Below are 23,124 nucleotides of genomic sequence, written 5' to 3' on the forward strand. Positions count from 1 at the left end.
GACTGTGCTCGCCGGGCCCACGGCCGTGGGCAAGGGCACGGTATCCGCCGATATCCGTGGGCGCTACCCCCAGGTGTGGCTGTCCGTGTCCGCGACGACGCGGCCGCCGCGCCCCGGGGAGGTGAACGGCGTGCACTACCTGTTCGTCTCGCCCGAGGAGTTCGACCGGATGGTCGCCACGGGCGAGATGCTCGAGTGGGCGGTGGTGCACGGCCGCCACCGGTACGGGACCCCGCGGGGGCCTGTCGAGGAGCACCTCGCGGCCCGCACCCCGACGCTGCTGGAGATCGACCTCCAGGGCGCACGGCAGGTGCGCGACGCGGTGCGCGAGTCGGGCCTGGCCGCCCGGTTCGTCTTCCTGTCCCCGCCCAGCTTCGACGAGCTCGTGCGGCGCCTCGTCGGGCGGGGCACCGAGGACGCCGAGGAGCGGGAGCGGCGGCTCGCCACGGCGCGCACCGAGCTCGCGGCCGAGGCGGAGTTCGACCTGACGATCGTCAACGACGACGTCACGCGCGCCACCGACGAGCTAGCCCGCGTGATGGGTGTGACGTCGGCGGCGCCACAGGTCATGGGGTGACCACGGGTAGGATGGACTGCTGAACCCCGACTTCCCCCCGCGAATCTTTGGAGTGTGACCCATGGCCGGAACCGTGGCCCAGCCCATCGGCATCACCGACCCGCCCATCGACGAGCTGCTGCAGCGCACCGACTCGAAGTACGGCCTCGTGCTGTACGCGTCCCAGCGCGCGCGCCAGATCAACGCCTACTACTCCCAGCTCAACGAGGGCCTGCTGGAGAACGTGGGCCCGCTGGTCGAGACCCGCAACCAGGAGAAGCCCCTCTCCATCGCGATGCGCGAGATCAACGAGGGCCTCCTCGTCTCCACGCCCGTCGAGGAGAAGCCGGACGCCTCGGCGGAGCCGGTCGTCGAGCCCGGCGACGAGCTCTCCCTCTGATCGTCCCCGCCTGACGCACCGTTCGATCGGCGTCCCCGCCGATCGGCGCACCGCAGCCCGACGATCCCACGACGAGGTGGCCTGACCATGAGGATCCTGCTGGGCGTCAGCGGGGGCATCGCCGCGTACAAGGCCGTTCTCCTGCTTCGCCTCCTGCGCGAGGCGGGGCACGCGGTCCGCGTGGTCCCCACGGCGTCCGCGCTGCGCTTCGTCGGCGCGCCGACGTTCGAGGCGCTCTCCGGCGAGCCCGTGACGAGCGAGGTCTTCGAGGACGTCGAGCACGTGCCGCACGTCGCACTGGGGCAGGGAGCGGACCTCGTCGTGGTGGCGCCGGCGACGGCGGACCTGCTCGCGCGGGCCGCCGCCGGCCGCGCCGACGACCTGCTCACCTCCACGCTGCTCACCGCGCGCTGCCCCGTCGTCATGGCTCCCGCGATGCACACAGAGATGTGGGAGCACCCCGCCACGCGCGCCAACGTGGCGACGCTGCGCGATCGCGGCGTGACCGTGATCGAGCCCGCCAGCGGCCGGCTCACGGGCGCCGACACCGGCGCGGGGCGCCTGCCGGAGCCGGAGGAGATCGCCCGCGTGGCGCTCGACGTCGCGCACGGCGCTGCAGCCGACCCGGCGGTCGGCCCTGCGTCCGGCCCCGCACTCTCCGTCGCGACCGGCGACCTGGCCGGCCGCGACGTCGTCGTCTCGGCGGGCGGCACCCGCGAGCCGATCGACCCGGTGCGCTTCATCGGGAACCGCTCTACCGGGCGGCAGGGGACCGCGCTCGCCGAGGCGGCCCGGGCCCGTGGCGCGCGCGTGATCCTCGTCGCGGCGAACCTCGACGACGCCGTGTCGGCCGAGGCCCGCGGGTCGGGCGTCGACGTCGTGCCGGTCGAGACCACGGCCCAGCTGCGCGACGCGGTGCGCCGCGCGGCCGGCACGGCGGACGTCGTGGTGATGGCGGCCGCGGTGGCGGACTTCCGGCCGACCGACGTGCCAGACGCCAAGATCAAGAAGGTGCCGGGCACCGGGCCCGCACCCATCGTCCTGGTGGAGAACCCCGACGTGCTTGCCGAGCTCGCCCACGACCGGCTGCGCGCCGGGCAGATCGTCGTCGGCTTCGCCGCCGAGACCGGCGACGCGACCGGGTCCGTGCTGGACCACGGCCGGCAGAAGGCCCGCCGCAAGGGCGCGGACCTCCTGGCGGTGAACGCCGTGGGCGGCGGCCGGGGGTTCGGTGCGTCGACCAACGCCGTCACGATCCTCGACGGGCAGGGTGACGTCGTGTCCGAGGCATCCGGCTCGAAGCGCGAGGTCGCGGACGCGATCTGGGACGCCGTGGCGAAGACTCTGCCCAGCATCTGAGATTCACCCGGGATGTGAGACGATCTCGGGCCTTCAACCCTGGCGCTGAGCGCTCCTGGCCGTAGGCTGTGCGCCATGAGCGAAGCCCTGCGCCTCTTCACGTCCGAGTCCGTGACCGAGGGTCACCCGGACAAGGTGTGCGATCAGATCTCCGACGCGATCCTCGATGCGTTGCTCGCCCAGGACCCGCGCTCGCGCGTCGCCGTGGAGACGATGGTCACCACCGGGCTGGTGCACGTGGCGGGCGAGGTCACGACGGACGCGTATGTCGAGATCCCTCAGATCGTGCGCGAGGTGGTGCGGCGCATCGGCTACACGTCCTCGGCGATCGGGTTCGACGGCGACTCCTGCGGCGTGTCCGTGTCGATCGGGCAGCAGTCGCCCGACATCGCGCAGGGCGTGGACAAGAGCGTGGAGGAGCGCGACGACGCGTCCGGGCCCGGCATCGCGCGCGACCCCCTCGACGCCCAGGGCGCGGGCGACCAGGGCCTGATGTTCGGCTACGCCACGGACGAGACCCCGTCCCTCATGCCGGTGCCCGTCTGGACGGCGCACCGCCTCGCCGAGCGGCTCGCCTCCGTGCGGCGCAGCGGCGAGCTGCCGGGCCTGCGCCCGGACGGCAAGACGCAGGTCACGATCGGCTACGACGGCGACCGCCCGGTGCGGGTCGACACCGTGGTGCTCTCGACGCAGCACGATGCCGACCTCGTGCAGGAGAAGCTGCAGCGGGAGGTCGCGGACCAGGTGATCGCGCCGGTGCTGGCGCAGGTCGCCGACGAGACCGGGATCGAGACGTCGGGCGCCCGCCTCATCGTCAACCCCACCGGGAAGTTCGTGGTGGGCGGCCCGCAGGGGGACGCAGGCCTCACGGGCCGCAAGATCATCGTCGACACGTACGGCGGCATGGCGCGCCACGGCGGCGGGGCGTTCTCCGGCAAGGACCCGTCGAAGGTCGACCGGTCCGCCGCGTACGCCATGCGGTGGGTCGCGAAGAACGTGGTCGCGGCGGGCCTGGCGCGCCGCTGCGAGGTCCAGGTGGCTTACGCGATCGGCAAGGCGCACCCCGTGGGCCTGTACGTCGAGACGTTCGGCACCGAGACCGTCCCCACCGAGCGGATCTCGGCCGCGATCGGGGCGGTCTTCGACCTTCGACCGGCGGCCATCATCCGCGACCTGGACCTGCTGCGCCCCGTGTACGCCGCGACGGCCGCGTACGGCCACTTCGGCCGCGACCTGCCCGGGTTCACCTGGGAGGGCACGGACCGCGTGGATGCGCTGCGGGCGGCGGTCTGACCTCCTGCGTCGCCGGCCCGGGTGCCTGGGGAAGGACTCGGGCCGTGGGCGGGGCGTGATGAGATAGGTCCGTGAACGACACCCTCGAGCCCGAGCAGCCGGCGCTGCTCGGGCTCGACGACGTCCCGGCGCCCCGTTCCGGGGGCGGCAAGGCGAAGGGCCGCGCGTCGCGGCGCGCCCCCGCGCTCGGCGCCGCGCCGATCGCCGAGGAGCTCCCGGTCGCCCGGGTGGTGCTCGACCTCCAGCCCGCGCACCTGGACCGCGTGTACGACTACCTCGTGCCGGAGGCCATGTCCGACGACGCGCAGCCGGGCGTGCGGGTGCGGGCCCGCTTCGGGCCGCAGGAGGTTGCCGGGTACGTCGTGGAGCGCGTCGAGGCGTCGGACCACGAGGGGCGGCTCGTGCCGCTACGCCGCGTGGTCTCGCCGGACCCGGTCCTTTCGGCCCCCGCGCTGCGCCTGGCGCGGGCCGTGGCCGACCGTTACGCCGGCACCCTCGCGGACGTGCTGCGCCTGGCCGTGCCGCCGCGGCACGCGCGCGTGGAGAAGGAGGTCCTCGCGGCCCTGGCGACGCCTGAGGAGAAGGACGCCGGTACGGGCGCCGAGACGGCGGCCCCTGAGGCTCCCGAGGCCACGGCGGCCGCCGACGCCCCGGCCGCTGCGGGGGAGGACGGCGAGGCCCCGGCGAGAGAGCCCGCCCCGTCGGCATGGGCGCCGTACGCGGGCGGAGAGGCGTTCTGCCGCCACCTGCTCGCCGGGCAGGCCCCGCGCGCGGTGTGGACGCCCCTGCCCGGCCTGGCGCCGCCCGACGGGGACGAGCCGGCGTCCGTCCCGCACTGGGCGGCCGCCGTCGCGCAGGCGGTGCGCGCCACGGCGGCCGGGGGCCGGCGCGCGCTGGTGGTCGTGCCGGACGCCCGGGACGCGGAGCGCGCGAGCGCCGCCCTCCAGACCGCGGGCGTGGACGACGTGGTGCGTCTCCTCGCCGACGACGGGCCCGCCCCGCGGTACCGGGCGTTCTTACGCGCGCGCCACGGGCTGGGCACCGTCGTCGTCGGCACGCGCGCCGCGATGTTCGCCCCGGTGCCCGACCTCGGGCTGATCGTGCTGTGGGGGGACGGCGAGGACACCCTCGCGGAGCCGCACGCGCCCTACCCGCACGCCCGCGAGGTGCTCGCGCTGCGGAGCGACCTCGAGGGCGCGGCCTACCTGCTGGCCTCCCCGGGACGCACCGTGCAGGCCCAGGCGCTCCTCACCTCGGGGTGGGCGCGGGAGATCGCCGCCCCGCGGGACGTCCTGCGCGCCCGCGCGCCCCGCGTGCGCGCGCTCACCTCGGTCGAGCTCGCCGCCGAGGGGCCGGGCGCGGCCGCGCGCCTGCCCACCGCCGCGTGGCGGGCGGCCCGCGACGGCCTGGCGCGGGGGCCGGTGCTCGTGCAGGTGCCGCGCACCGGCTACCTGCCCGTCGTCGCGTGCGCTCGCTGCCGCACCGCCGCCCGCTGTGCCGAGTGCCACGGCCCGCTGGGCATGACCGGCAGGGGGTCCGCACCCCAGTGCGCCTGGTGCGGGCGCCTGGCCGCCGGGTGGCGGTGCGAGGAGTGCGGCGACACGCACCTGCGGGCCGTGCGCGTGGGGTCGGACCGGACGGCGGAGGAGCTCGGCCGGGCGTTCCCCGGCACGCCGGTGCGCGTGTCCGCCTCGTCGGCCCCCGGGGGCGTGCTCGACCGGGTCGGGCACGAGGCCGCGCTCGTCGTGGCGACCCCCGGGGCCGAGCCCGTCGCGGACGGCGGGTACGCCGCCGCCCTGCTCCTGGACGCCGCGGTCTCGACGGCGGGCACCGGCCTCGCCACCGCCACCGAGGCGCTGCACCGCTGGTTGGCCGCCGCCGCCCTCGTCCTGCCCGCCCGGGCGGGCGGCCAGGTGCTGCTCGTGGGGGACGCCGCCCCCGCGCCGACGGGCGCGCTCGTGCGCTACGACCCCGGCGGGTTCGCCGACCGTGAGCTCGCGGAGCGGCGCGAGCTCGGCCTCCCGCCGGCGGTGCGGGTCGCGGCCGTCACCGGCGACCGGGGCGCCGTGGACGCCCTCGTGGGCCGGGTCGCCCTCGCCACCGGGGACGCCGTCCTGGGGCCGGTCGAGCTGCCCGACGGGGCCGACGGCCGCCGCGGCGCGGCGACGGCCCTCGAGCCGCAGGTGCGGACCGTGCTGCGCGTGCCCCTCGCGCGGGGCGCCGAGCTCGCCGCACAGCTGCGTGCCTCGCTGGCGGTGCGCTCCGCCCGGCGCGAGGGCGGCAGCGTGCGCGTCCAGGTCGACCCCAGGGAGATGCTCTAGATGCCTGTCGCCGTGCCTGTCGACCTGCCCATCGACACCGTCGTCTACGACTTCGGGAACGTCCTGGTCGAGTGGGACCCGTACGGCGCGTTCCCCGGGCGCACCCGCGGGGAGGTGGACGCCTGGATGGCGGAGATCGACTTCCCGGCCTTCAACCACACCCAGGACGCCGGCCGCAGCTGGGCCGACGCCCGCGCGGCGCTCGCGGACCGGCCGCACCTGCGGCCCCTGCTGGACGCGTACGTGGCGAACTTCCGCGGCACCCTCACCGGGCCCGTCCCCGGGTCGGCCGCCCTCGTCGACGAGCTGCGGGCGGCGGGCCTGCGCCTCGTCGGGCTCACCAACTGGTCGGCGGAGCTGTTCGAGCACGCGGCGCCCGCGGCGCCGGCCACGGCGCTCATGGACCAGGTCGTCGTGTCCGGGCGGGTGGGGCTCGCCAAGCCCGACCCGGCGATCTTCCGCCACCTGGCCGTCACGCACGGCGTCGACCCCGCCCGGGCCGTCTTCGTCGACGACAACCCGGACAACGTCGCGGCCGCCCGCGCCCTGGGTTTCCGAGCGGTGCGCTTCGTCTCGACGCTCCGGCTGCGGGCGGGCCTGCGCGCGCTCGGGCTCACGGTCGCTCCGGAGTAGCCGTAGCACCCCGTCGGCCCTCCTCCTCGGAACTCGATCTAAAAAGTTGCCTCGCACATTAGTTGCACGTGTCACCTGACGCGGCTAGCGTCCCCGGAACGCCCCCACCCAGCGCGGTGGTGGGGCGTGCCGCACGGTTTCGATGACGCGACCGAGAGGACAGACAGATGCGCAAGCACGTCCGAGCATGGGCGGCGCTGTGCGCCGCAGCCCTGTGCGCCACCGGCATGGTGGCGGCCACAGGCCCCGCGGCGACCGCCGTCCCGAGCACCATCCCCCTGACCGTCACCAACGACGCCGACCGGGGTCCGGTGTACCTGTACGTGATCGGCGAGAACCTGGAGACCGGTGAGATGGGGTACGCCGACGCCACCGGCGGGTTCCACCCGTGGCCCGACGCCGGGGAGGTCCCGGAGCCCGCGCCCGACGCCTCGATCCCCGGACCCGCCGCGGGCGAGGTCGCCACCATCGAGCTGCCGAAGCTCTCCGGGCGGGTGTACTTCTCCTACGGCGAGAAGCTCACGTTCCAGATCGTGAACGACGGGCGGCTCGTGCAGCCGGCCGTGCAGAACCCCACCGACCCCAACCGGGACATCCTGTTCAGCTGGACGGAGTACACCCTCAACGACGCCGGCCTGTGGATCAACAGCACCCAGGTCGACTTCTTCTCCGCCCCCTACCAGGTCGGGGTCCGCGGCGGCGACGGCGGCGCGGCCAGCACCGGCATGCTCCGCCCCGACGGCTTCACCGAGTTCTTCGACCGGCTCGAGCAGGCCCCGGGCGACTGGGGCAACCTCGTCCAGCGCGCCCCCGACGGCAGCGTCCTGCGCGCGCTCAACCCGAGCCACGGCCTGGGGATCGGCGCCGTGCCGGAGGACCTCATGGCCGACTACGTCGACCGGGTCTGGGAGCAGTACCGCGACCAGGACCTCACCGTCGCGCCGTTCACCGAGGACCCGAGCATCCGGTACACCGGCCGGGTCGTGGGGGAGGAGATGCAGTTCACCGACGGGACCGGCCAGGTGGTCGCCACCTTCCCCCGCCCCTCCACGGACAGCATCTTCGGCTGCCACAAGGACCTGCTCGCACCCAACGACCAGGTCGTCGGCCCGATCGCCCGGACCCTGTGCGCCGGGTTCAACCGCACGACGCTCCTGACCAACCCGGAGCAGCCCGACGCGGACGACTCCGGCTTCTACGCCGACGCGGTCACCAACGAGTACGCCAAGCTCGTGCACGCGCAGATGGCCGACGGCCGCGCGTACGCCTTCGCGTTCGACGACGTCGGCGCCCACGAGTCACTCGTGCACGACGGCGACCCGGTGGAGGCGTACATCTCCCTCGACCCGTTCAGCGGGGCCGCTACCCCCATCGCGGGCTGACCCTCGCCTGAGCCGGACCTGGCGTGCCCCCGCCCGCGCACCGCGGGCGGGGGCCGCCCGGCTCAGGAGGGCCGGACCGGCGAGTGGCGGTCGAGCCTTCGAGGGCGTGCTTCAGAGTTCGGACCTGCCCGATCCCCTCGGACGATCACCCAGGCCGACGACCAGGAGTGGGAGGCCTAGCCACAACGCCAGGATGACGAGCGCTGGGTGGGCTCCCACAGAAAAGAGCACGATGGCGAGGGTGAGGAGCGCAGCTCCAGTGGCGGCCACGTCGTGAGCCTATGAGCCTCCACAGCAGACCGTCCAGGATTTCAGTCCCTACGGCCTGATTCAGGTGTCGTCCCCCGCCGTCGCGCTCATCAGTGACCGGGAGGAGTTGATGATGCGCCAGGCGCGCCCAGGTCACTGCGGCGGCGCGTTCGTGGGCGCCAGCGGTCGAACGCAGCGCACGCACGGACGTGTCCAGGCCTAGGCCCCGGGCACCCGGGAGCTCGTCGAGGACACCAGCCAGGTAGGTGCCCGTGTCGCATCCGACATCGCCCTCGGGGCCGTTCCGTCACAGGAAGCAGCAGAGCGGGTGCTCATGAATGCCACGCGACGAGTGCACGAGTTGATCGAGCCTCGATGAGGAGACACGGCCTGGTCGGATGTCATGGGTGACATCGAGCAGGCGGACTGACGTGAACGCCCTCCCTCATGCGGCCGCGTACCGCTTGCTCGTCGGTGGCTCCCCGTCGGTGGCTCCATGCGTCATCCTCGCGCGACGTCGCGCAACGGCGCGCGGAAGATGGCGAGCCGACTGCCGTCAGTGCAGGTGAGGTCGCCCTCGTACCGCGCAGCCAGCCGGTTCACGACCGCGAGCGACGGCCCGTTGCCCGGCTCGACGCGGACAAGGAGGGTGGCCCCCAGGCCGCACCTATCGGCGATCTCGGCTGCCCGGCGCACGGCCTGCGTCGCGACGCCGCGGCCCCGTGCCCAGGGATGGACGGCGTAGGAGACGTTGACGTCCCCAGGCCCTGAGCCCTCCACCGGCTCCGGGTTCATCGCCACCATCCCGGCCAGGCGCCCGTCGAGCTCCACCGCGTACGCCCGCTCCCCGGGTTCCGCGCCGGTATGCACGCGTCGACATCGCATGATCCAGCGGGCGGTGCTTTCCGGGGTCGATGCCACTCCCTCGGTGAGCCAGCGAACCGTCTCGTCGTCCTCGCCCGCGTTGTGGGCCTCGACGTCGTCCAGCGTGAACTCGCGGAGGCGAACCATGGCCACAGTGTTCACCCCCGGGTCGCACCGGCCGACCGGCGCATCGCTGCCACAGGCCCTAGGCGTCCGGGTCGCGCAGACCCACGCAGTCCAGCTGCCAGAACGGGTCCGCGTACACCAGGGCGCCCGTCATCCACGGCTCGTGGCGCTCGCGGACCAGCACCTGGAACGCGGCGGCCGGGATCCGCTCGGAGGGCGGACGGAACTCCAGCCCGCCCGCGGGCACGAACCCGAACCGTGGGTAGAAGCCCGGGTGACCCTCCAGGAAGACCAGCGGCTCGGGCCGCCCCGCCGTCGCGTCCAGCGCGTACCGGAGCAGTGCCGACCCGACGCCCGCACCCTGCTCCTGGGGCGCGACCGCGAGGGGGCTGAGCACCAGCACGTCCACCAGGCGCCGGGGAGCGTCCAGCCACGACCCGGTCAGCAGCACGTGTCCGACCACGCGGCCGTCCCGCACCGCGACGAAGGACAGGTCGCGCCAGGCGTGCGAGCCGCGCAGCGCCGTCACGAGCCGCGCCACGGTGTCGCCCTCGTCCCCGAAGGCCGCGCGGACCACCTCCAACACCGCCGGCACGTCCTCGGGTCGCTCACGGCGGACGACGATGCCCGGCACCTCCGCGGGCGGGAGGCTCGTCGGTTCGTCGGGCAGGGGGTCCGGCTGGTCGGTGGGCATGCCCCGCAGGCTAGGGCCGCGGCGCTCGCGGCCACAGCACTTATTCGCCCGACTACGATCGGGTGGTGCGTCTGCTCTTCGCCGGAACCCCCGAACCCGCCGTCCCCTCCCTGCGCGCCCTGCTCGGCTCCCGGCACGAGGTCGTCGCCGTCCTCACCCGGGCCGACGCGCCCGCGGGCCGAGGGCGCCGTCTCGTGCCGAGCCCCGTGCGGGTCGCCGCCGAGGAGGCCGGCATCCCCGTCCTCACCGACCGCCCCCGGGGGGAGGAGTTCCTCGCCCGGCTGCGCGACCTCGACGTCGACGCCGCCCCCGTCGTCGCCTACGGCCACCTCCTGCGCCCCGACGTGCTCGCGGTGCCCCGACTCGGTTGGATCAACCTGCACTTCTCCGTGCTGCCCGCCTGGCGGGGGGCCGCGCCCGTGCAGCGCGCCGTCCTGGCCGGCGACACGGTCACCGGCGCGACGACGTTCCTCCTGGACGAGGGCATGGATACGGGTCCCGTGCTCGGCACCGCCACCGAGACGATCCGTCCCCGCGACACGTCCGGCGACCTGCTGGGCCGGCTGGCCACCAGCGGCGCCGAGCTCCTCGTCGCGACCCTCGACGCGCTCGAGGACGGCACGCTCGCCCCTCAGCCGCAGCCCTCGGACGGCGTGTCGGTCGCCCCCAAGATCACCACGGACGACGCCCGGGTCCGCTGGGACGACCCCGCGCTGGCCGTCGACCGCCGCATCCGTGCCGTGACCCCCGCCCCCGGGGCGTGGACCGCCCTGCCGCCGACGCCGGGCTTCGACGCGGCTCCCGGCGCCCGGCTCGGCCTCGGCCCCGTCGCCCCGCGCCCCGAGGTCACCGACCTCCCGCCAGGCCAGGTGCGGGCGGGCAAGAAGGAGGTGCTCGTCGGCACCGCCACCCACGCCGTGGCGCTCGGCCAGGTGCAGCCCGTGGGCAAGAAGCCCATGGCCGCGGCCGACTGGGCCCGTGGCGCCCGCGGGCTCTTCACCGCCGCAGGCGACATCGTGCTCGGAGGGGAGGCGCGATGAACGACGAGCGACGTGACGACCGCGGCCGTCAGCGCGGCGCCGCCCGGTCCCGCGGCGAGGCGCAGCGCAGCGCCCAGGCGCCCGGCGAGCGCCGGCGCCGCACCGACCCCGCCCGCAACGCGGCCTACGACGTCCTGCGTCAGGTGGACGGCTCCGACGCGTACGCCAACCTCGTGCTGCCGCCCCTGCTGAGCCAGCGCCGCATCGCCGGCCGGGACGCGGCCTTCGCCACCGAGCTCGCCTATGGGACCCTGCGCCTGCGTGGCCGGTACGACGCGGTCCTCGCCCTGTGCGTCAGCCGTCCGCTCGACCAGCTCGACGCCGAGGTCCTCGACGTGCTGCGGCTGGGCGCCCACCAGCTCCTCGGCATGCGCGTGCCGCCGCACGCGGCGGTCTCGGAGACGGTCGCCCTCGCCCGGGACCGGGTCGGGGCCGGGCCCGCACAGATGGTCAACGCCGTCCTGCGCGCCGTCGGCCGCACCCCGCTCGACGAGTGGCTCGAGCGGCTGACGCACGAGGCTCCCGACGCTGTCACCGCGCTCGCCACGGTGGGCTCGCACCCGGTGTGGATCACCCGGGCGCTGCGCGAGGCCCTCGCCGGCCACGGCCGCAGCCCCGACGAGATCGGCGACCTGCTCGACGCCGACAACGCCGCCCCCCGCGTCACCCTGGTCGCCCGCCCGGGGCTCGCGGGCCCCGACGTGCTGCGGCAGGAGGCGCAGGAGGCCGACGTCCGCCTCGAGCCGGGCCGCTGGGCGCCCACCGCGCTCGTCCTCGCCGGCGGCAGCGACCCTGCCGCCCTCCCGGCCGTCGCGGACGCCCGCGCAGGGGTGCAGGACGAGGGGTCCCAGCTCGTCACCCTCGCGCTCGCCGGGGCCCCGGTCGAGGGGGACGCCGCGGCGGGGAGCAAAGCAACGGGGGAGCGCTGGCTCGACCTGTGCGCCGGCCCGGGCGGCAAGGCCGCGCTCCTCGCGGCGCTGGCGGCCGAGCGCGGCGCGACCCTGGTCGCGAACGAGGTGCAGCCGCACCGCACGCGGCTGGTGGAGCGGGCGCTGCGGGCGGTTCCCGAGGGCGTCGTCGAGCAGGTGCGCACGGGCGACGGGCGGGAGATCGGCGCCGAGGAGGCGGCCGGTTTCGACCGCGTGCTCGTCGACGCGCCGTGCACCGGACTGGGCGCCCTGCGGCGCCGGCCGGAGTCGCGCTGGCGGCGCACGCCCGCCGACCTCGGCACGCTGACCGTGCTGCAGCGCGAGCTGCTCGCCTCGGCGCTCGACGCCGTCCGCCCCGGGGGAGTGGTCGCCTACGTGACCTGCTCGCCGCACCTCGCGGAGACGCGGCTCGTCGTCGACGACGTCCTGCGCCGCCGGGACGACGCCGAGCGGATCGACGCCCGCAGCGCGCTGCGCGACGTCCTCGTGCCGGGGGCCGACGTCGACCTCGGGGCGGCGGACGGGGGAGCGGCGGGCCTGGACGTGCAGCTGTGGCCGCACGTGCACGGCACGGACGCGATGCACCTCACGCTGCTGCGCCGCACCGGCTGAGCGGCCCTCAGCCGAGCGTGAGCTGCAGCAGCGTCGTGCTCACGCTGCGGCCGTGCTTGACGCCCACGTCGCGCAGCACCCCGACCACCTCGAAGCCGAAGCGCCGGTGCAGGGGGAGCGAAGCCACCGCAGCCGGGTCGTCGGCGACGACCGCGACCACCTGGCGCACGCCGGCGAGCGCGCACGCGTCGACGAGGGCCGCCATCAGCCGGGTGCCCAGGCCGCGGCCCTGCGCCGCGGGCGCGAGGTAGATCGAGTTCTCCACCGTGTAGCGGTAGGCGGCTTTGGGCCGCCACGGCGAGGCATAGGCGTACCCGACGACCTCGCCCTCGACCTCCGCGACGAGAAAGGGCAGCCCGCGGGCGTCGAGGTCGGCGAGGTGCTGCCGCCAGACGACGGTGTCCGGTGGCAGCTCGTCGAAGGTGACGGCGGTGCCGGTCACGTAGGGCTCGAGGATCCCCGCGACGGCGGGCAGGTCCGCGGCGGTGGCGGCGCGCACGACGGGGGCCGCCGCGGACGGCGTGTCGGCGGACCCGGCGGGGGAGGGGAGCGGTGGCACGGGGCGAGCGTAGTGGCTCCCGCGCCTAGGCTGGGCCGTATGCCTGCGCTGATCAACCCAAGCATCCTGTCGGCCGACTTCGCGAACCTCGAACGCGACCTGGGCGCGATCGCCACCGCGGACTACGCCCACGTGGACGTCATGGACAACCACTTCGTGCCGAACCTCACCCTCGGGCTGCCCGTGTTCGAGCGGCTCGCGCAGATCTCTCCCGTGCCGCTCGACGCGCACCTCATGATCGACGACCCGGACCGGTGGGCGCCCGCGTACGCGGAGGCGGGCGCGGCGTCGGTGACGTTCCACGCGGAGGCGGCCGCGGCGCCGGTACGGCTCGCCCGGGAGCTGCGCCGGCTCGGCGCCCGTGCCGGTGTGGCACTGCGCCCGGCCACGCCCGTGGAGCCGTTCCTCGACCTGCTGGCCGAGATCGACATGATCCTCGTGATGACGGTGGAGCCGGGCTTCGGCGGGCAGCCCTTCATCGAGGGCACGCTCCCGAAGATCCGCCGCGCGCGCCAGGCGGTCGGGGAGTCCGGCCTGGACGTGTGGATCCAGGTCGACGGGGGAGTGTCGCGCTCGACGATCGAGCGGGCCGCGGACGCCGGGGCGAACGTCTTCGTCGCGGGCTCCGCCGTGTACGGGGCGGAGGACGTGGCTGAGGAGATCGCGACCCTGCGCTCTCTCGCCGGGCGGCACGCGCACTGACGCGCTGCCGGAAGGCGGCGTCGGACACCCCACGGAGTCGATCGACTCGATCGCCCCATCGGACTCTCCAGGAGAAAATAGTGTGCCAAGCGTAGAGAAAGCACCGACTCACCGTCCCGGAAACCGCAACCCAGCCCAGGGGCCGGGGTCCGGCCTCTAGGCTGAGCGGGTGAAGACCTTCGAGTCCCTGTTCGCCGAGCTGTCCGAGAAGGCCGCGACCCGTCCCGCAGGGTCGGGGACGGTCGCCGAGCTGGACGCCGGCGTGCATGCGATCGGCAAGAAGATCGTGGAGGAGGCGGCCGAGGTGTGGATGGCTGCCGAGCACGAGACGCACGAGGCCGCGGCGGAGGAGATCTCGCAGCTGCTCTACCACCTGCAGGTGCTCATGCTGGCCAAGGGGCTGACGCTCGAGGACGTGTACACGCATCTGTGAGCGCCCGGCCCCGGGGAACCGCACCACCTGGTGCGGTCCCGCGGCCTTCCGCGCGCGCCCTGCCGTCCGTCGCGTCCCGACCTGATCAGAACGAGGTACCTGCTGTGCTCCGCATCGCCGTCCCCAACAAGGGCTCCTTGTCCGTCCCGGCCTCCGACATGCTGCGGGAGGCCGGCTACCGCCAGCGCCGCGACTCCCGCGAGCTCGTGCTCGCCGACCCCGACAACGACGTGGAGTTCTTCTTCCTCCGCCCTCGTGACGTCGCGGTGTACGTGGGCTCCGGCACCGTCGACGTCGGCATCACGGGGCGTGATCTCCTGCTCGACTCCGGCGCGGACGCCGTCGAGCAGCTGCCGCTCGGGTTCGCCGGCTCGACGTTCCGCTTCGCCGCCCCCGCCGGGGCGATGACCGAGGTGGAGCAGATCGCGGGACAGCGGGTGGCGTCGTCGTACACCACGCTGGTGCGCTCGTACCTCGAGGAGCGGGGGATCGAGCCCGCGGCGGTCGTGCACCTCGACGGCGCGGTGGAGAGCTCGGTGCGCCTCGGGGTGGCAGACCTCATCGCCGACGTCGTGGAGACCGGCACCACGCTGCGCGCCGCCGGCCTCGAGGTCTTCGGCGAGCCGATCCTGCGCTCCGAGGCGGTGCTGATCCGCCGTACCGAGGTCGCCGAGCCGGCGGGTCTCGAGGTGCTGACCCGCCGCCTGCAGGGCGTGATCACCGCCCACGAGTACGTGCTCATGGACTACGACGTGCCGATCGAGCTGGTCGACGCCGCCGTGGCGGTCACGCCCGGCTTCGAGTCGCCCACGGTGTCGCCGCTGCACAACGGCGAGTCGGCGGCGGTGCGGTCGATGGTGAAGCGGGCCGAGACCAACCGGGTGATGGACGCGCTCTACGAGGTCGGGGCGCGCGGGATCATCGTGACGTCGATCCACGCCAGCCGGCTGTGACACCTGGGGGCACCGCGGCGGGTGCTGCTGCGGTGTCGTACGGGTGCTGACGGTGGCAGCGTGGTGCGCATGACCCCCACCGACGCGCCGCACGACGCGGCGCGGTTCCGGACGTTCCGGCCGCTGTGGGGCAGGGTGTCGGCCTGGGTCGTGTGGGTCTTCACCGCCGTCGGCAGCGTCGTCGTGGGCCTGGCCGCGAGCGGACCTCTCGGTGCGCCCGCGGTCAACAAGGCGTCGTTCGTCGTCTTCGCACTGGCCGTGACGTGGCTGCTGTGGCGCCTCGGCGGCGTGCACGCCGTCCCGACCCGCGAGGGTCTGCGGGTGCGCAACCTCATCTACTCGCGGCGCCTGGCGTGGCCCGAGATCGTCGAGGTGCGGCTCGGGCCGAACGACCCATGGGTCCGCCTGGACCTGGCCGACGGCGGCACGCTGGCCGTGATGGGGATCCAGCGGGCCGACGGCGAGCGAGGGATGGCCGAGGCGCGACGCCTGCGCGCCCTGGTGACCAGCTTCGGGGAGACGCCCGACCCGGCGGGCTCCTGACCCGACCCGCACACGACGACGCCCCACGGCCGGATGGCCGCGGGGCGTCGTGTGTCAGGCGTGTCGATCAGATCGAGTGGGCCGGCCGACGGTCGCGGTCCGTGCGGGGCCGCTCGGTGCGCGGGGCATGACGCTCGGGAGCGCCCTGGTCCAGCGAGATCCGCAGCGGCTTGCCCGCGACGTGCGCGCGACCGATCCGGTTCATGGTCGCGTCGTCGAGCGGACGGGTGATGTCGACCAGCGAGAAGTTGCCGAAGATGTCGATCTTGCCGATGTCACCGCCGGACAGGCCGCCCTCGTTCGTGAGCGCCCCGACGATGCCGCGCGGCTGGGCGCCGTGCGTGTGCCCGACGGAGATCCGGTAGCGCGTGCCGGCGGCCGGACGGCGGATGCCGCGGCCACGGTCGTCGCGGTCGGACCGGGGGTGACGCCCGGTCCGGTCGCCGTCCCGCTCCGTGCGCTCGGCCCGGTGGGTCTCGCGGGTGCGGCCACCCTTCGCCTCGGCGCGCTCACGCTCGTGCTCCTCCTGCGCGGCGCGCTGCTGGGGGCCGTCGTCCCCGACCGCGAGCGCCAGGAGGGCGGCCGCGACCTGGAGGACGTCGTTCTGGCCGATCGCAGGGTCGGTCGCCGGGGCGGGGGTCGTCTCGGCGTCCCCGTCCGTGTCCGTGTCGGTGTCCGTGTCGGTGTCCGCGACCTGGGACTTGGCGTGCTCGCGCAGGAGCCCGCTGTACAGGTCGAGGCGGCCGCCCTCGATGCGGGCGGCAACGGCGTCGAGGAGGCGGCGCGCCCGGTGCTCGGAGACGTCGCGCGGCGAGGGGATCTCCACCTCGGTGAGGGTGGCCCGGATGGTGCGCTCGATGTGCTTGAGCTTGCCGCGCTCGTGCGGGGTGACGAAAGAGAGCGCGCGGCCGGTGCGGCCGGCGCGGCCGGTGCGGCCGACGCGGTGCACGTAGGCCTCGGCCTCGCGGGGGATGTCGTAGTTGACGACGAGGCCGACGCGCTCGACGTCGAGCCCGCGGGCGGCGACGTCGGTGGCGACGAGGACGTCGAGGGCGCCGGAGCGGAGGCGCTCCACGATCTTCTCGCGCTCCTTCTGGGCGACGTCGCCGGAGATGGTGGCTGCCGAGGTGCCGCGCTCCACCAGGGCGGCGCCCACCTCCTCGGCGTCCTTGCGGGTGCGGGTGAAGACGATGGTCGCGTCGGCCTCGGAGGTCGCGAGGACCCGGACGAGGGAGCCGATCTTGTGCCGGAACGGCACGACGGCGAAGGTCTGCTCGACGGTCGACACGGTGGAGGACTGGCGAGAGACGGCGATCGCGACGGGGTTCGTCAGGTGCTTCTCGGCGACGGAGCGGATCGCGGGCGGCATGGTCGCGGAGAACAGCGCGACCTGGCGCTTGGCGGGTGCCTGGCCGAAGATCGTCTCGACGTCCTCGGCGAAGCCCATGCGCAGCATCTCGTCGGCCTCGTCGAGCACGAGGAAGCGGACGCCGTCGAGGGACATCGAGCCACGCTCGAGGTGGTCCATGATGCGGCCGGGGGTGCCGACGACCACGTGCACGCCCTCGCGGAGGGCGCGCTGCTGCGGCTGGTAGGGGGAGCCGCCGTACACGGAGGTGACCCGCACCCCGGGGAGGTGGGTGGCGAAGGACTCGACGGCCTCGGCCACCTGCATCGCGAGCTCGCGGGTGGGGGCGAGCACGAGGGCCTGGATGTGCCCGCCGGCGACGGAGGAGTTCGGGTCGAGCGCGGCGAGCAGGGGGATCCCGAAGGCCGCGGTCTTGCCGGTACCCGTCTGGGCGACGCCGGTGATGTCGCGGCCGGCGAGCAGCTCGGGGATGGCGCGGGACTGGATCGGCGACGGCGTGGTGAAGCCGAGGTCGTCGACGGCGGCCTGCAGCGCGGGCGGCAGGGCGAGGTCGCTGAACGTGGGCCCGGTCGGGGCAGGCGCCTCGGTGGGCTGCTCGGTGGGCTGCTCGATGGGCAGGGTGGAGTCAGGGTTGCTCAAGGCAATAACCGTTTCGTCGGTGGGGGAGGAGTCCTGCGTCGCCGACGAGGGCGAGGCGGTCGCTCGGTCCCGGACACACACCTGCCCCGGCTCTCTGACCGGGGTCGCACGAAAACGCGGGAGGCACGACGAACTCCGAAGGTTTTCCCATCCTACGGGGTGGGGCGCGGGCCGCGTGGCCCGGAGCCGGTGAGTTCGGCCACTGCGTAAGATGTGCGCGTGCACGAGGGCCAGGAGATCAGCAGCCGGGTCTTCACGATCCCGAACCTGGTGAGTCTGCTGCGCCTGGCCCTGGTGCCGGTCTTCGCGGTGCTGATCGTGGTGGGCGAGGACGTGTGGGCCCTGGCCGTGCTGGCGTTCTCCGGTTTCACGGACTGGCTCGACGGCGTGCTGGCGCGCCGCCTGCGCCAGGTGACCCGCCTCGGGCAGATGCTCGACCCGGCGGCGGACCGGCTCTTCATCTTCGTCACCCTGATCTGCCTGGCCTGGCGCGAGATCGTCCCGCTCTGGCTCCTCGTGGTGATCGTGGCGCGGGACCTCATGCTGGTGAGCCTGATGCCGGTGCTCGCTCGGCACCGGTACGGCACCCTGCCCGTGACGTTCGTGGGCAAGGCCGGCACGTTCGCCCTGCTGTACGCGTTCCCGCTGCTCCTCCTCGCGATGGTGCCGGGCGGGATCGGGGCGGTCGCGCACGTCGTGGGGTGGGCGTTCACCTGGTGGGGCGTGGGGCTCTACTGGGTCGCGGGCGTCCAGTACGTCCGCCAGACGCGCGCCCTCGTGGGGGCCGCGAGCGCCGACAGGGCGGCGGACGACTCTCAGGAGGGTCAGGCATGACGGCGCCGGAGCGACCGCCGGGCGGGCGGCGGCCGGACGCGTCCATGACGCTGCTGGTCGAGGTGATGGAGAAGCCGCTCGACCCCGGGTACGCCGAGGCCGCGGAGCGGCGTGCGGCGGCCGAGCAGGCCGGGGTGCCGTCCCGTCGCGGCACGACGGGCGTGGTGCTCCTGGTGCTGCTCGCCGTCGCGCTCGGCCTGCTGACGGTGTCCGCGGCACGTCAGCTCCGCGCCCCGCAGTCGGAGGTCGCGGCGGCGCGGGAGGTGCTGGAGAACCAGATCGTGGACCGCCGCGGGACGGTCGAGTCGTTGCAGCGCGAGTCGGTGGACCTCAGCGCGCAGGTCGAGTCCCTGCAGCACGCCGCGCTGGCGAGCGAGGACCCGGAGCTGCTGCAGACCCTGCAGCTGGACGGTCTGCTCAGCGGATCGTCCGCGGTGACGGGCCCGGGGATCGTCGTGACCCTGTCGGACGGGGACGGCGCGCAGTCGGAGTCCGACCCCGACCCGAGCGCGCGCGTGCGCGACGCCGACGTGCAGACGGTGGTCAACGCCCTGTGGGCGTCGGGTGCGGAGGCGATCTCGGTCGACGACCAGCGCCTCACGTCGCTCTCCGCGATCCGCAACGCCGGCGACGCGATCCTGGTCGACCTGGTGCCCCTGCCCGGGCCCTCGTACGTGATCCGTGCGATCGGTGACAGCGACGACATGCAGACCGCGTACGCTCGGTCCGGCGCTCCTGCCTACCTGCAGCTGCTGGGGTCGCGCTACGGGATCCAGTCGAGCCTGGTCCCGCAGAGCGACCTCTCGCTCCCGGGCGTGGGGAACCAGACCTTGAGGTACGCAGCACCGTCCGGTACGGGGTCCCAGGACTCCCCGCAGCAGGGCTCCCCATCGCCGGACACTTCGTCGTCGGACAACGAGGAGGAACGCTCATGATCGCTGCGATCGGGCTCGTGATCGGCGTGATAGTAGGCCTGGTGCTGCAGCCGACGGTGCCGGTGGCGCTGCAGCCCTACCTGCCGATCGCGGTGGTCGCCGCACTGGACGCGTTGTTCGGCGGCCTGCGCGCCAGGCTCGACGGGTTGTTCGACGACAAGGTGTTCCTGGTGTCGTTCCTGTCGAACGTGGTGGTCGCGGCATTCATCGTCTTCCTCGGCGACCAGCTGGGCGTGGGCGCGCAGCTGTCGACGGCCGTGGTCGTGGTGCTGGGCATCCGCATCTTCTCCAACGCGGCCGCGATCCGCCGGCACCTCTTCAAGGCGTGAGCACCCGATGAGCACACAGCCGGGAGCCGGTCCGGGTGCGTCGGACGACGACGGTCGGGACGTCCCTGACGACACCGGCCACGCGGAGCCCGACGTCGACGTCGGGCTGGATGCCGAGGCGGACGACGAAGATCCCGCCCCCGACGCCAAGCCTGACGACGTCACGCCCGACGACGAGGACCCGGGGGAGGAGCCCGAGTCGGACGCCCCCGACGACGAGGACGCCCCGGCAGCGGACACCGACACCGAAGAGCCTGAAGCCCCCGCCCAGGAGGCGCCCGCCGACCTGCCGGACGGCGTCTGCGGTGACGAGCGCGCCGACGAGGCCACGGAGACCACGGCTGATCTCGACGAGGTCCCCGGCACGGAGACCACCAGTACCGAGACCACCACCGACGCGGAGGAGCTCGCCGAGACGGGGGAGGTGCCCGCCCCCGAAAAGGTTGCCGCCCCTGAGGAGGTCCCAGACGACCGGGCGGCCGCCCCTGCCGGTCCCGCAGACCCGGAGCCGCTGCCCGCCGACGCGCCGAGCGGATGGCGACGCCTGGGGGCGGCGCTGCGGCCCCGGATGACCCGCTCGCAGGTGCTGGCAGGGGTGCTGTGCGCCGCGCTGGGCTTCGCGCTCGTGGTGCAGGTGCAGCAGTCCGCGTCGGACCAGCTCTCCTCGGCGCGCCAGGAGGACCTGGTACGGCTGCTGGACGAGGTGACGGACCGCGCGGAGCAGCTCGGCGACGAGGTGGCGGGCCTGGAGTCCACCCGCGACGAGCTGCTGTCCGGCTCGGGCCAGGCGCAGTCGGCGCTCGAGCTGGCGCAGCAGCGGGCGGAGTCCGAGGGCATCCTCTCGGGACGGCTCCCGGCGCAGGGGCCCGGTGTGGTCGTCACCATCGAGGACGCGTCCGGCGGGCTCAAGGCGTCGCAGCTGTTCAACGTGCTCGAGGAGCTGCGCAACGCCGGGGCGGAGGTCGTCCAGGTCAACGAGGTTCGCCTCGTGACGTCCACCTGGTTCCGGGACGAGGACTCGGGCATCGTCGTGGACGGGACGCCGCTGGAGTCCCCGTACGAGTGGACGGTGATCGGCGACCCGGAGACGGTGGACCGCGCCCTGGAGATCCCCGGCGGCGCGCTCGCCACCGTGCGGACGGCGGGGGCGGACGCGACGACGGAGCGGCGCGACGAGGTGACCATCACCGCGGTGACCGATCCGCAGGAGCCGGAGTACGCGAAGCCGGAACGGTCGCAGGAATGACGTGTCCGGGCATGCCCGCCGTGCCGTGACCGGGCTTCCCGGTCCTGCCATGCACGGGGTAGGTTTGTCGGACCACGGCGCACGTCGGACGCACTGCCGGCCATCCGTGGGCACCGAACATCGGGTCCGCGTCGGTGACAGCGTCGCTCGACTCACCCGGCCCGACCTCACAGGAGGACTGATGACGGACCCCCGCGCTCTTCCGCCGCACCAGGCGGGTGTGGACACCACCGCGCACCTGGGGCGCGTGGGCGCGCCCGCGGAGGAGCAGTCGTTCCGGATCCCGCTGACGGCGGAGGAAGCGGCCGCCGTGGCGGCGCTCCCGCGTCACTCGGCGCTCCTCGTGGTGCAGTACGGGTCGGGAGCGGTGGGCGAGCGGTTCCTCCTCGACTCCGACCGTGCCGTGGCCGGTCGCAGCGAGCACGCGGACATCTTCCTCGACGACGTGACGGTGTCGCGCAAGCACGTCGAGTTCGCGCGCGAGGGCGACCGGTTCGTGGTGCGGGACATCGGCTCCCTCAACGGGACGTACGTCAACCGCGAGCGCATCGACTCGGTCCCGTTGGCCACGGGCGACGAGGTCCAGATCGGCAAGTTCCGCATGTCGTTCCACGCCAGCCCGCAGGCGCCGCGGGACCCGCAGGCGCCCGCTTCGTGACGGCGGCGCAGGCCGCGCACGGCGAGGAGCCGGCGGGCCAGCAGGCGCCCGAGCCCTGGCCGCAGGGGATCTCCCGCAGGGCGACGATGCGGATCTCCGACGTCCTGGCACAGCTCGGCCCGCAGTTCCCGTCGGTGTCGCACTCCAAGCTGCGCTTCCTCGAGGACCAGGGGCTCATCGACCCGGTGCGCACCCCGTCCGGTTACCGCCAGTACAGCCCGGCGGACGTCGAGCGGCTCCGCTTCGTCCTGACGGAGCAGCGGGACTCATACCTGCCGCTGAAGGTCATCAAGGAGCGCCTCGCCGAGATGGACGCGGGGGAGCCCGCGCCCGGCCCGGTGCCCCGCCTCGCCGAGGAGGGAGCTGCCCCGGAGGTCGCGCGGCGTCGTTGGACCGCAGAGACGGTCGCCGAGGCGACGGACACCACGGTGGAGTTCGTGCGGCAGCTCGTGTCGTCGGGCGTGCTGCAGGCTCGGGCGGGGAACCAGCTGGACGCCGGGGCACCCGACGTCGTGCGCATCGCGGCGCGCCTCGCCGAGCACGGCATCGAGCCGCGGCACCTGCGGTCGTTGCGGGCGTCGGCCGATCGGCACGTCGGGCTCGTGGACCAGCTCGTGGCGCCGTACCGCAGCCAGCAGACTCCTTCGGCGCGCGCACAGGGCGCCGAGCTGGCCGTGGAGGTCGGCGAGCTGCTCGCCCGGCTGCACACGACCTGGGTCCGACAGGGCTCCGGCGACCTGGTCTGAGATCGGCCGGCCTCCCGGGCGACGTGCGGAGCACCACCGTCGTACCGTGGATCGGTGGACCCCAACGAGGCGAGCGACGCACCGATGGTCCCGGTCGAGGTCCTCGGTGTGCGCCAGCAGCAGCACGATCAAGAGATCGTCGTGCTGCTTCTCGATGCCGCCGCCAACCTCGCCGTCCCGATCGTGATCGGGGCACGGGAGGCGTCGGCCATCGCGATGGCTCAGGCCGGCCTGGTGACCCCGCGCCCGATGACGCACGACCTGCTGCGCGACCTGCTGCGCGCCGTCGGGGTGGAGCTCGAGCAGGTCGAGATCGTCGCTCTGGACGGTGGGGTGTTCTTCGCCGAGCTGATCCTGTCCAACGGCACACGGCTCGACTCGAGGGCGTCCGACGCGATCGCCCTGGCCGTCCGGACCGACAGCCCTGTGCTGTGCTCGGCGGAGGTGGTGGCCGTCGCCGGCGTGGAGGTCGTCGACGTCGAGCAGCAGCAGGAGGTCGAACGGTTCCGGGACTTCCTCGACCACGTCACCGCCAACGACTTCACCGCGCCTGGCGGTCCGCACGAGCCCGGGACGCCGCCGAACGGGGGGCGGCCGGACGATGCACCCCCTTGACTCCCGGGGGCGTCGCTCCCGCGTCCGCGCCACGCCGACGACAACCCTCGACCTCAGGTCGAGGTCCGACTCGGTGACCGTGTGCGGAGAACCTTCAAGTCAAGG

The 23,124-nt window shown here is 74.3% G+C and carries 24 protein-coding genes; 20 read left to right on the forward strand and 4 right to left on the reverse strand.

Annotated features, from left to right (window positions below; translation table 11 throughout):
* Positions 1 to 4: 4 nt before the first annotated feature.
* The 7 genes from gmk to AC1C2W_RS07500 all read left to right on the forward strand — a co-directional run bounded on the left by gmk (position 5) and on the right by AC1C2W_RS07500 (position 7,944).
* Positions 5 to 577: a guanylate kinase gene (gene gmk, locus AC1C2W_RS07470; RefSeq protein WP_495389354.1), complete on the forward strand. Its 573-nt coding sequence runs from the start codon at positions 5 to 7 to the stop codon at positions 575 to 577.
* 61 nt (positions 578 to 638) lie between these two features.
* The gene (gene rpoZ, locus AC1C2W_RS07475) at positions 639 to 956 is read left to right on the forward strand and encodes a DNA-directed RNA polymerase subunit omega (RefSeq protein ID WP_495389353.1); all 318 of its coding nucleotides are present in this window, start codon (positions 639 to 641) and stop codon (positions 954 to 956) included.
* Between the two features lie 87 nt (positions 957 to 1,043).
* Positions 1,044 to 2,315 carry a bifunctional phosphopantothenoylcysteine decarboxylase/phosphopantothenate--cysteine ligase CoaBC gene (coaBC, locus tag AC1C2W_RS07480; protein WP_495389352.1) on the forward strand — a complete coding sequence of 424 codons (1,272 nt, stop codon included), beginning with the start codon at positions 1,044 to 1,046 and terminating at the stop codon, positions 2,313 to 2,315.
* Positions 2,316 to 2,390: 75 nt separating this feature from the next.
* Complete coding sequence (gene metK / locus AC1C2W_RS07485; RefSeq protein ID WP_495412766.1) at positions 2,391 to 3,608, forward strand: methionine adenosyltransferase; 1,218 nt, start codon at positions 2,391 to 2,393, stop codon at positions 3,606 to 3,608.
* A gap of 71 nt (positions 3,609 to 3,679) precedes the next feature.
* Complete coding sequence (locus tag AC1C2W_RS07490) at positions 3,680 to 5,929, forward strand: primosomal protein N' (protein ID WP_495389350.1); 2,250 nt, start codon at positions 3,680 to 3,682, stop codon at positions 5,927 to 5,929.
* Positions 5,930 to 6,562: an HAD family hydrolase gene (locus tag AC1C2W_RS07495; protein ID WP_495412767.1), complete on the forward strand. Its 633-nt coding sequence runs from the start codon at positions 5,930 to 5,932 to the stop codon at positions 6,560 to 6,562.
* A gap of 167 nt (positions 6,563 to 6,729) precedes the next feature.
* Entirely contained in the window at positions 6,730 to 7,944 is a 1,215-nt protein-coding gene (locus AC1C2W_RS07500) for a glycoside hydrolase family 64 protein (protein ID WP_495412768.1), read from the forward strand.
* Positions 7,945 to 8,694: 750 nt separating this feature from the next.
* Here the strand turns inward: AC1C2W_RS07500 and AC1C2W_RS07505 are convergent.
* Both AC1C2W_RS07505 and AC1C2W_RS07510 read right to left on the reverse strand, forming a co-directional pair.
* Positions 8,695 to 9,204: a GNAT family N-acetyltransferase gene (locus AC1C2W_RS07505; RefSeq protein WP_495389347.1), complete on the reverse strand. Its 510-nt coding sequence runs from the start codon at positions 9,202 to 9,204 to the stop codon at positions 8,695 to 8,697.
* A gap of 58 nt (positions 9,205 to 9,262) precedes the next feature.
* Complete coding sequence (locus tag AC1C2W_RS07510; protein ID WP_495389346.1) at positions 9,263 to 9,877, reverse strand: GNAT family N-acetyltransferase; 615 nt, start codon at positions 9,875 to 9,877, stop codon at positions 9,263 to 9,265.
* A 65-nt stretch (positions 9,878 to 9,942) separates the two neighbouring features.
* Between AC1C2W_RS07510 and fmt the strand changes: the two genes are divergently transcribed.
* Both fmt and AC1C2W_RS07520 read left to right on the forward strand, forming a co-directional pair.
* Positions 9,943 to 10,917, forward strand: a complete 975-nt coding sequence (gene fmt, locus AC1C2W_RS07515) for a methionyl-tRNA formyltransferase (protein WP_495412769.1) — start codon at positions 9,943 to 9,945, stop codon at positions 10,915 to 10,917.
* Positions 10,914 to 12,458: an RsmB/NOP family class I SAM-dependent RNA methyltransferase gene (locus AC1C2W_RS07520; RefSeq protein WP_495412770.1), complete on the forward strand. Its 1,545-nt coding sequence runs from the start codon at positions 10,914 to 10,916 to the stop codon at positions 12,456 to 12,458. Before fmt ends, AC1C2W_RS07520 begins: the two co-directional genes overlap by 4 nt.
* A gap of 7 nt (positions 12,459 to 12,465) precedes the next feature.
* Here the strand turns inward: AC1C2W_RS07520 and AC1C2W_RS07525 are convergent, their stop codons facing one another.
* Positions 12,466 to 13,017, reverse strand: a complete 552-nt coding sequence (locus AC1C2W_RS07525; protein WP_495412771.1) for a GNAT family N-acetyltransferase — start codon at positions 13,015 to 13,017, stop codon at positions 12,466 to 12,468.
* A 39-nt stretch (positions 13,018 to 13,056) separates the two neighbouring features.
* On the opposite strand from AC1C2W_RS07525, the gene rpe reads away from it, so the two are divergent.
* The 4 genes from rpe (at position 13,057) to AC1C2W_RS07545 (ending at position 15,648) form a co-directional block, all read left to right on the forward strand.
* Positions 13,057 to 13,719: a ribulose-phosphate 3-epimerase gene (gene rpe, locus AC1C2W_RS07530; RefSeq protein WP_495389342.1), complete on the forward strand. Its 663-nt coding sequence runs from the start codon at positions 13,057 to 13,059 to the stop codon at positions 13,717 to 13,719.
* A 169-nt stretch (positions 13,720 to 13,888) separates the two neighbouring features.
* Positions 13,889 to 14,152 carry a phosphoribosyl-ATP diphosphatase gene (locus tag AC1C2W_RS07535; protein WP_495389341.1) on the forward strand — a complete coding sequence of 88 codons (264 nt, stop codon included), beginning with the start codon at positions 13,889 to 13,891 and terminating at the stop codon, positions 14,150 to 14,152.
* A gap of 104 nt (positions 14,153 to 14,256) precedes the next feature.
* On the forward strand, positions 14,257 to 15,105 hold the full coding sequence (gene hisG / locus AC1C2W_RS07540) for an ATP phosphoribosyltransferase (RefSeq protein WP_495389340.1): 849 nt from the start codon (positions 14,257 to 14,259) through the stop codon (positions 15,103 to 15,105).
* A gap of 69 nt (positions 15,106 to 15,174) precedes the next feature.
* Complete coding sequence (locus tag AC1C2W_RS07545) at positions 15,175 to 15,648, forward strand: PH domain-containing protein (protein WP_495389339.1); 474 nt, start codon at positions 15,175 to 15,177, stop codon at positions 15,646 to 15,648.
* 67 nt (positions 15,649 to 15,715) lie between these two features.
* On the opposite strand, the gene AC1C2W_RS07550 is transcribed toward AC1C2W_RS07545, so the two are convergent.
* Positions 15,716 to 17,656, reverse strand: coding sequence for a DEAD/DEAH box helicase (locus AC1C2W_RS07550; RefSeq protein WP_495412772.1), 1,941 nt, complete (start codon positions 17,654 to 17,656; stop codon positions 15,716 to 15,718).
* A gap of 219 nt (positions 17,657 to 17,875) precedes the next feature.
* Here AC1C2W_RS07550 and clsA point away from each other — a divergent pair, with 219 nt between their 5' ends.
* The 7 genes from clsA (at position 17,876) to AC1C2W_RS07585 (ending at position 23,019) form a co-directional block, all read left to right on the forward strand.
* Positions 17,876 to 18,490, forward strand: a complete 615-nt coding sequence (gene clsA, locus AC1C2W_RS07555; RefSeq protein ID WP_495389337.1) for a cardiolipin synthase ClsA — start codon at positions 17,876 to 17,878, stop codon at positions 18,488 to 18,490.
* Complete coding sequence (locus AC1C2W_RS07560) at positions 18,487 to 19,425, forward strand: DUF881 domain-containing protein (RefSeq protein WP_495412773.1); 939 nt, start codon at positions 18,487 to 18,489, stop codon at positions 19,423 to 19,425. The genes clsA and AC1C2W_RS07560 overlap by 4 nt, the downstream gene beginning before the upstream one ends.
* Entirely contained in the window at positions 19,422 to 19,754 is a 333-nt protein-coding gene (locus tag AC1C2W_RS07565) for a small basic family protein (protein WP_495389335.1), read from the forward strand. Before AC1C2W_RS07560 ends, AC1C2W_RS07565 begins: the two co-directional genes overlap by 4 nt.
* 7 nt (positions 19,755 to 19,761) lie before the next feature.
* Positions 19,762 to 21,000: a DUF881 domain-containing protein gene (locus tag AC1C2W_RS07570; RefSeq protein ID WP_495412774.1), complete on the forward strand. Its 1,239-nt coding sequence runs from the start codon at positions 19,762 to 19,764 to the stop codon at positions 20,998 to 21,000.
* A gap of 181 nt (positions 21,001 to 21,181) precedes the next feature.
* Positions 21,182 to 21,658 (forward strand): FHA domain-containing protein, encoded by a 477-nt coding sequence (locus AC1C2W_RS07575; RefSeq protein ID WP_495389333.1) that lies wholly within the window; start codon positions 21,182 to 21,184, stop codon positions 21,656 to 21,658.
* A complete protein-coding gene (ftsR, locus tag AC1C2W_RS07580; RefSeq protein ID WP_495389332.1) occupies positions 21,655 to 22,404 on the forward strand; it encodes a transcriptional regulator FtsR in 750 nt (249 codons plus the stop codon). The genes AC1C2W_RS07575 and ftsR overlap by 4 nt, the downstream gene beginning before the upstream one ends.
* Before the next feature lie 84 nt (positions 22,405 to 22,488).
* Positions 22,489 to 23,019 carry a bifunctional nuclease family protein gene (locus AC1C2W_RS07585; protein WP_495389502.1) on the forward strand — a complete coding sequence of 177 codons (531 nt, stop codon included), beginning with the start codon at positions 22,489 to 22,491 and terminating at the stop codon, positions 23,017 to 23,019.
* Positions 23,020 to 23,124 lie beyond the last annotated feature (105 nt).

This window comes from Isoptericola sp. Y581 (assembly GCF_059445475.1).

Excerpts from the sequence above, each read along its gene's own strand:
- AC1C2W_RS07575 (WP_495389333.1), top strand. The coding sequence starts at position 21,182 with ATGACGGACCCCCGCGCTCTTCCGCCGCACCAGGCGGGTGTGGACACC.
- AC1C2W_RS07585 (WP_495389502.1), top strand. The coding sequence starts at position 22,489 with ATGGTCCCGGTCGAGGTCCTCGGTGTGCGCCAGCAGCAGCACGATCAA.
- AC1C2W_RS07570 (WP_495412774.1), top strand. The coding sequence starts at position 19,762 with ATGAGCACACAGCCGGGAGCCGGTCCGGGTGCGTCGGACGACGACGGT.
- AC1C2W_RS07565 (WP_495389335.1), top strand. The coding sequence starts at position 19,422 with ATGATCGCTGCGATCGGGCTCGTGATCGGCGTGATAGTAGGCCTGGTG.
- AC1C2W_RS07560 (WP_495412773.1), top strand. The coding sequence starts at position 18,487 with ATGACGGCGCCGGAGCGACCGCCGGGCGGGCGGCGGCCGGACGCGTCC.
- coaBC (WP_495389352.1), top strand. The coding sequence starts at position 1,044 with ATGAGGATCCTGCTGGGCGTCAGCGGGGGCATCGCCGCGTACAAGGCC.
- AC1C2W_RS07545 (WP_495389339.1), top strand. The coding sequence starts at position 15,175 with ATGACCCCCACCGACGCGCCGCACGACGCGGCGCGGTTCCGGACGTTC.
- AC1C2W_RS07505 (WP_495389347.1), bottom strand. The coding sequence starts at position 9,204 with ATGGTTCGCCTCCGCGAGTTCACGCTGGACGACGTCGAGGCCCACAAC.
- AC1C2W_RS07495 (WP_495412767.1), top strand. The coding sequence starts at position 5,930 with ATGCCTGTCGCCGTGCCTGTCGACCTGCCCATCGACACCGTCGTCTAC.
- metK (WP_495412766.1), top strand. The coding sequence starts at position 2,391 with ATGAGCGAAGCCCTGCGCCTCTTCACGTCCGAGTCCGTGACCGAGGGT.
- AC1C2W_RS07520 (WP_495412770.1), top strand. The coding sequence starts at position 10,914 with ATGAACGACGAGCGACGTGACGACCGCGGCCGTCAGCGCGGCGCCGCC.
- rpe (WP_495389342.1), top strand. The coding sequence starts at position 13,057 with ATGCCTGCGCTGATCAACCCAAGCATCCTGTCGGCCGACTTCGCGAAC.
- AC1C2W_RS07500 (WP_495412768.1), top strand. The coding sequence starts at position 6,730 with ATGCGCAAGCACGTCCGAGCATGGGCGGCGCTGTGCGCCGCAGCCCTG.
- AC1C2W_RS07510 (WP_495389346.1), bottom strand. The coding sequence starts at position 9,877 with ATGCCCACCGACCAGCCGGACCCCCTGCCCGACGAACCGACGAGCCTC.
- rpoZ (WP_495389353.1), top strand. The coding sequence starts at position 639 with ATGGCCGGAACCGTGGCCCAGCCCATCGGCATCACCGACCCGCCCATC.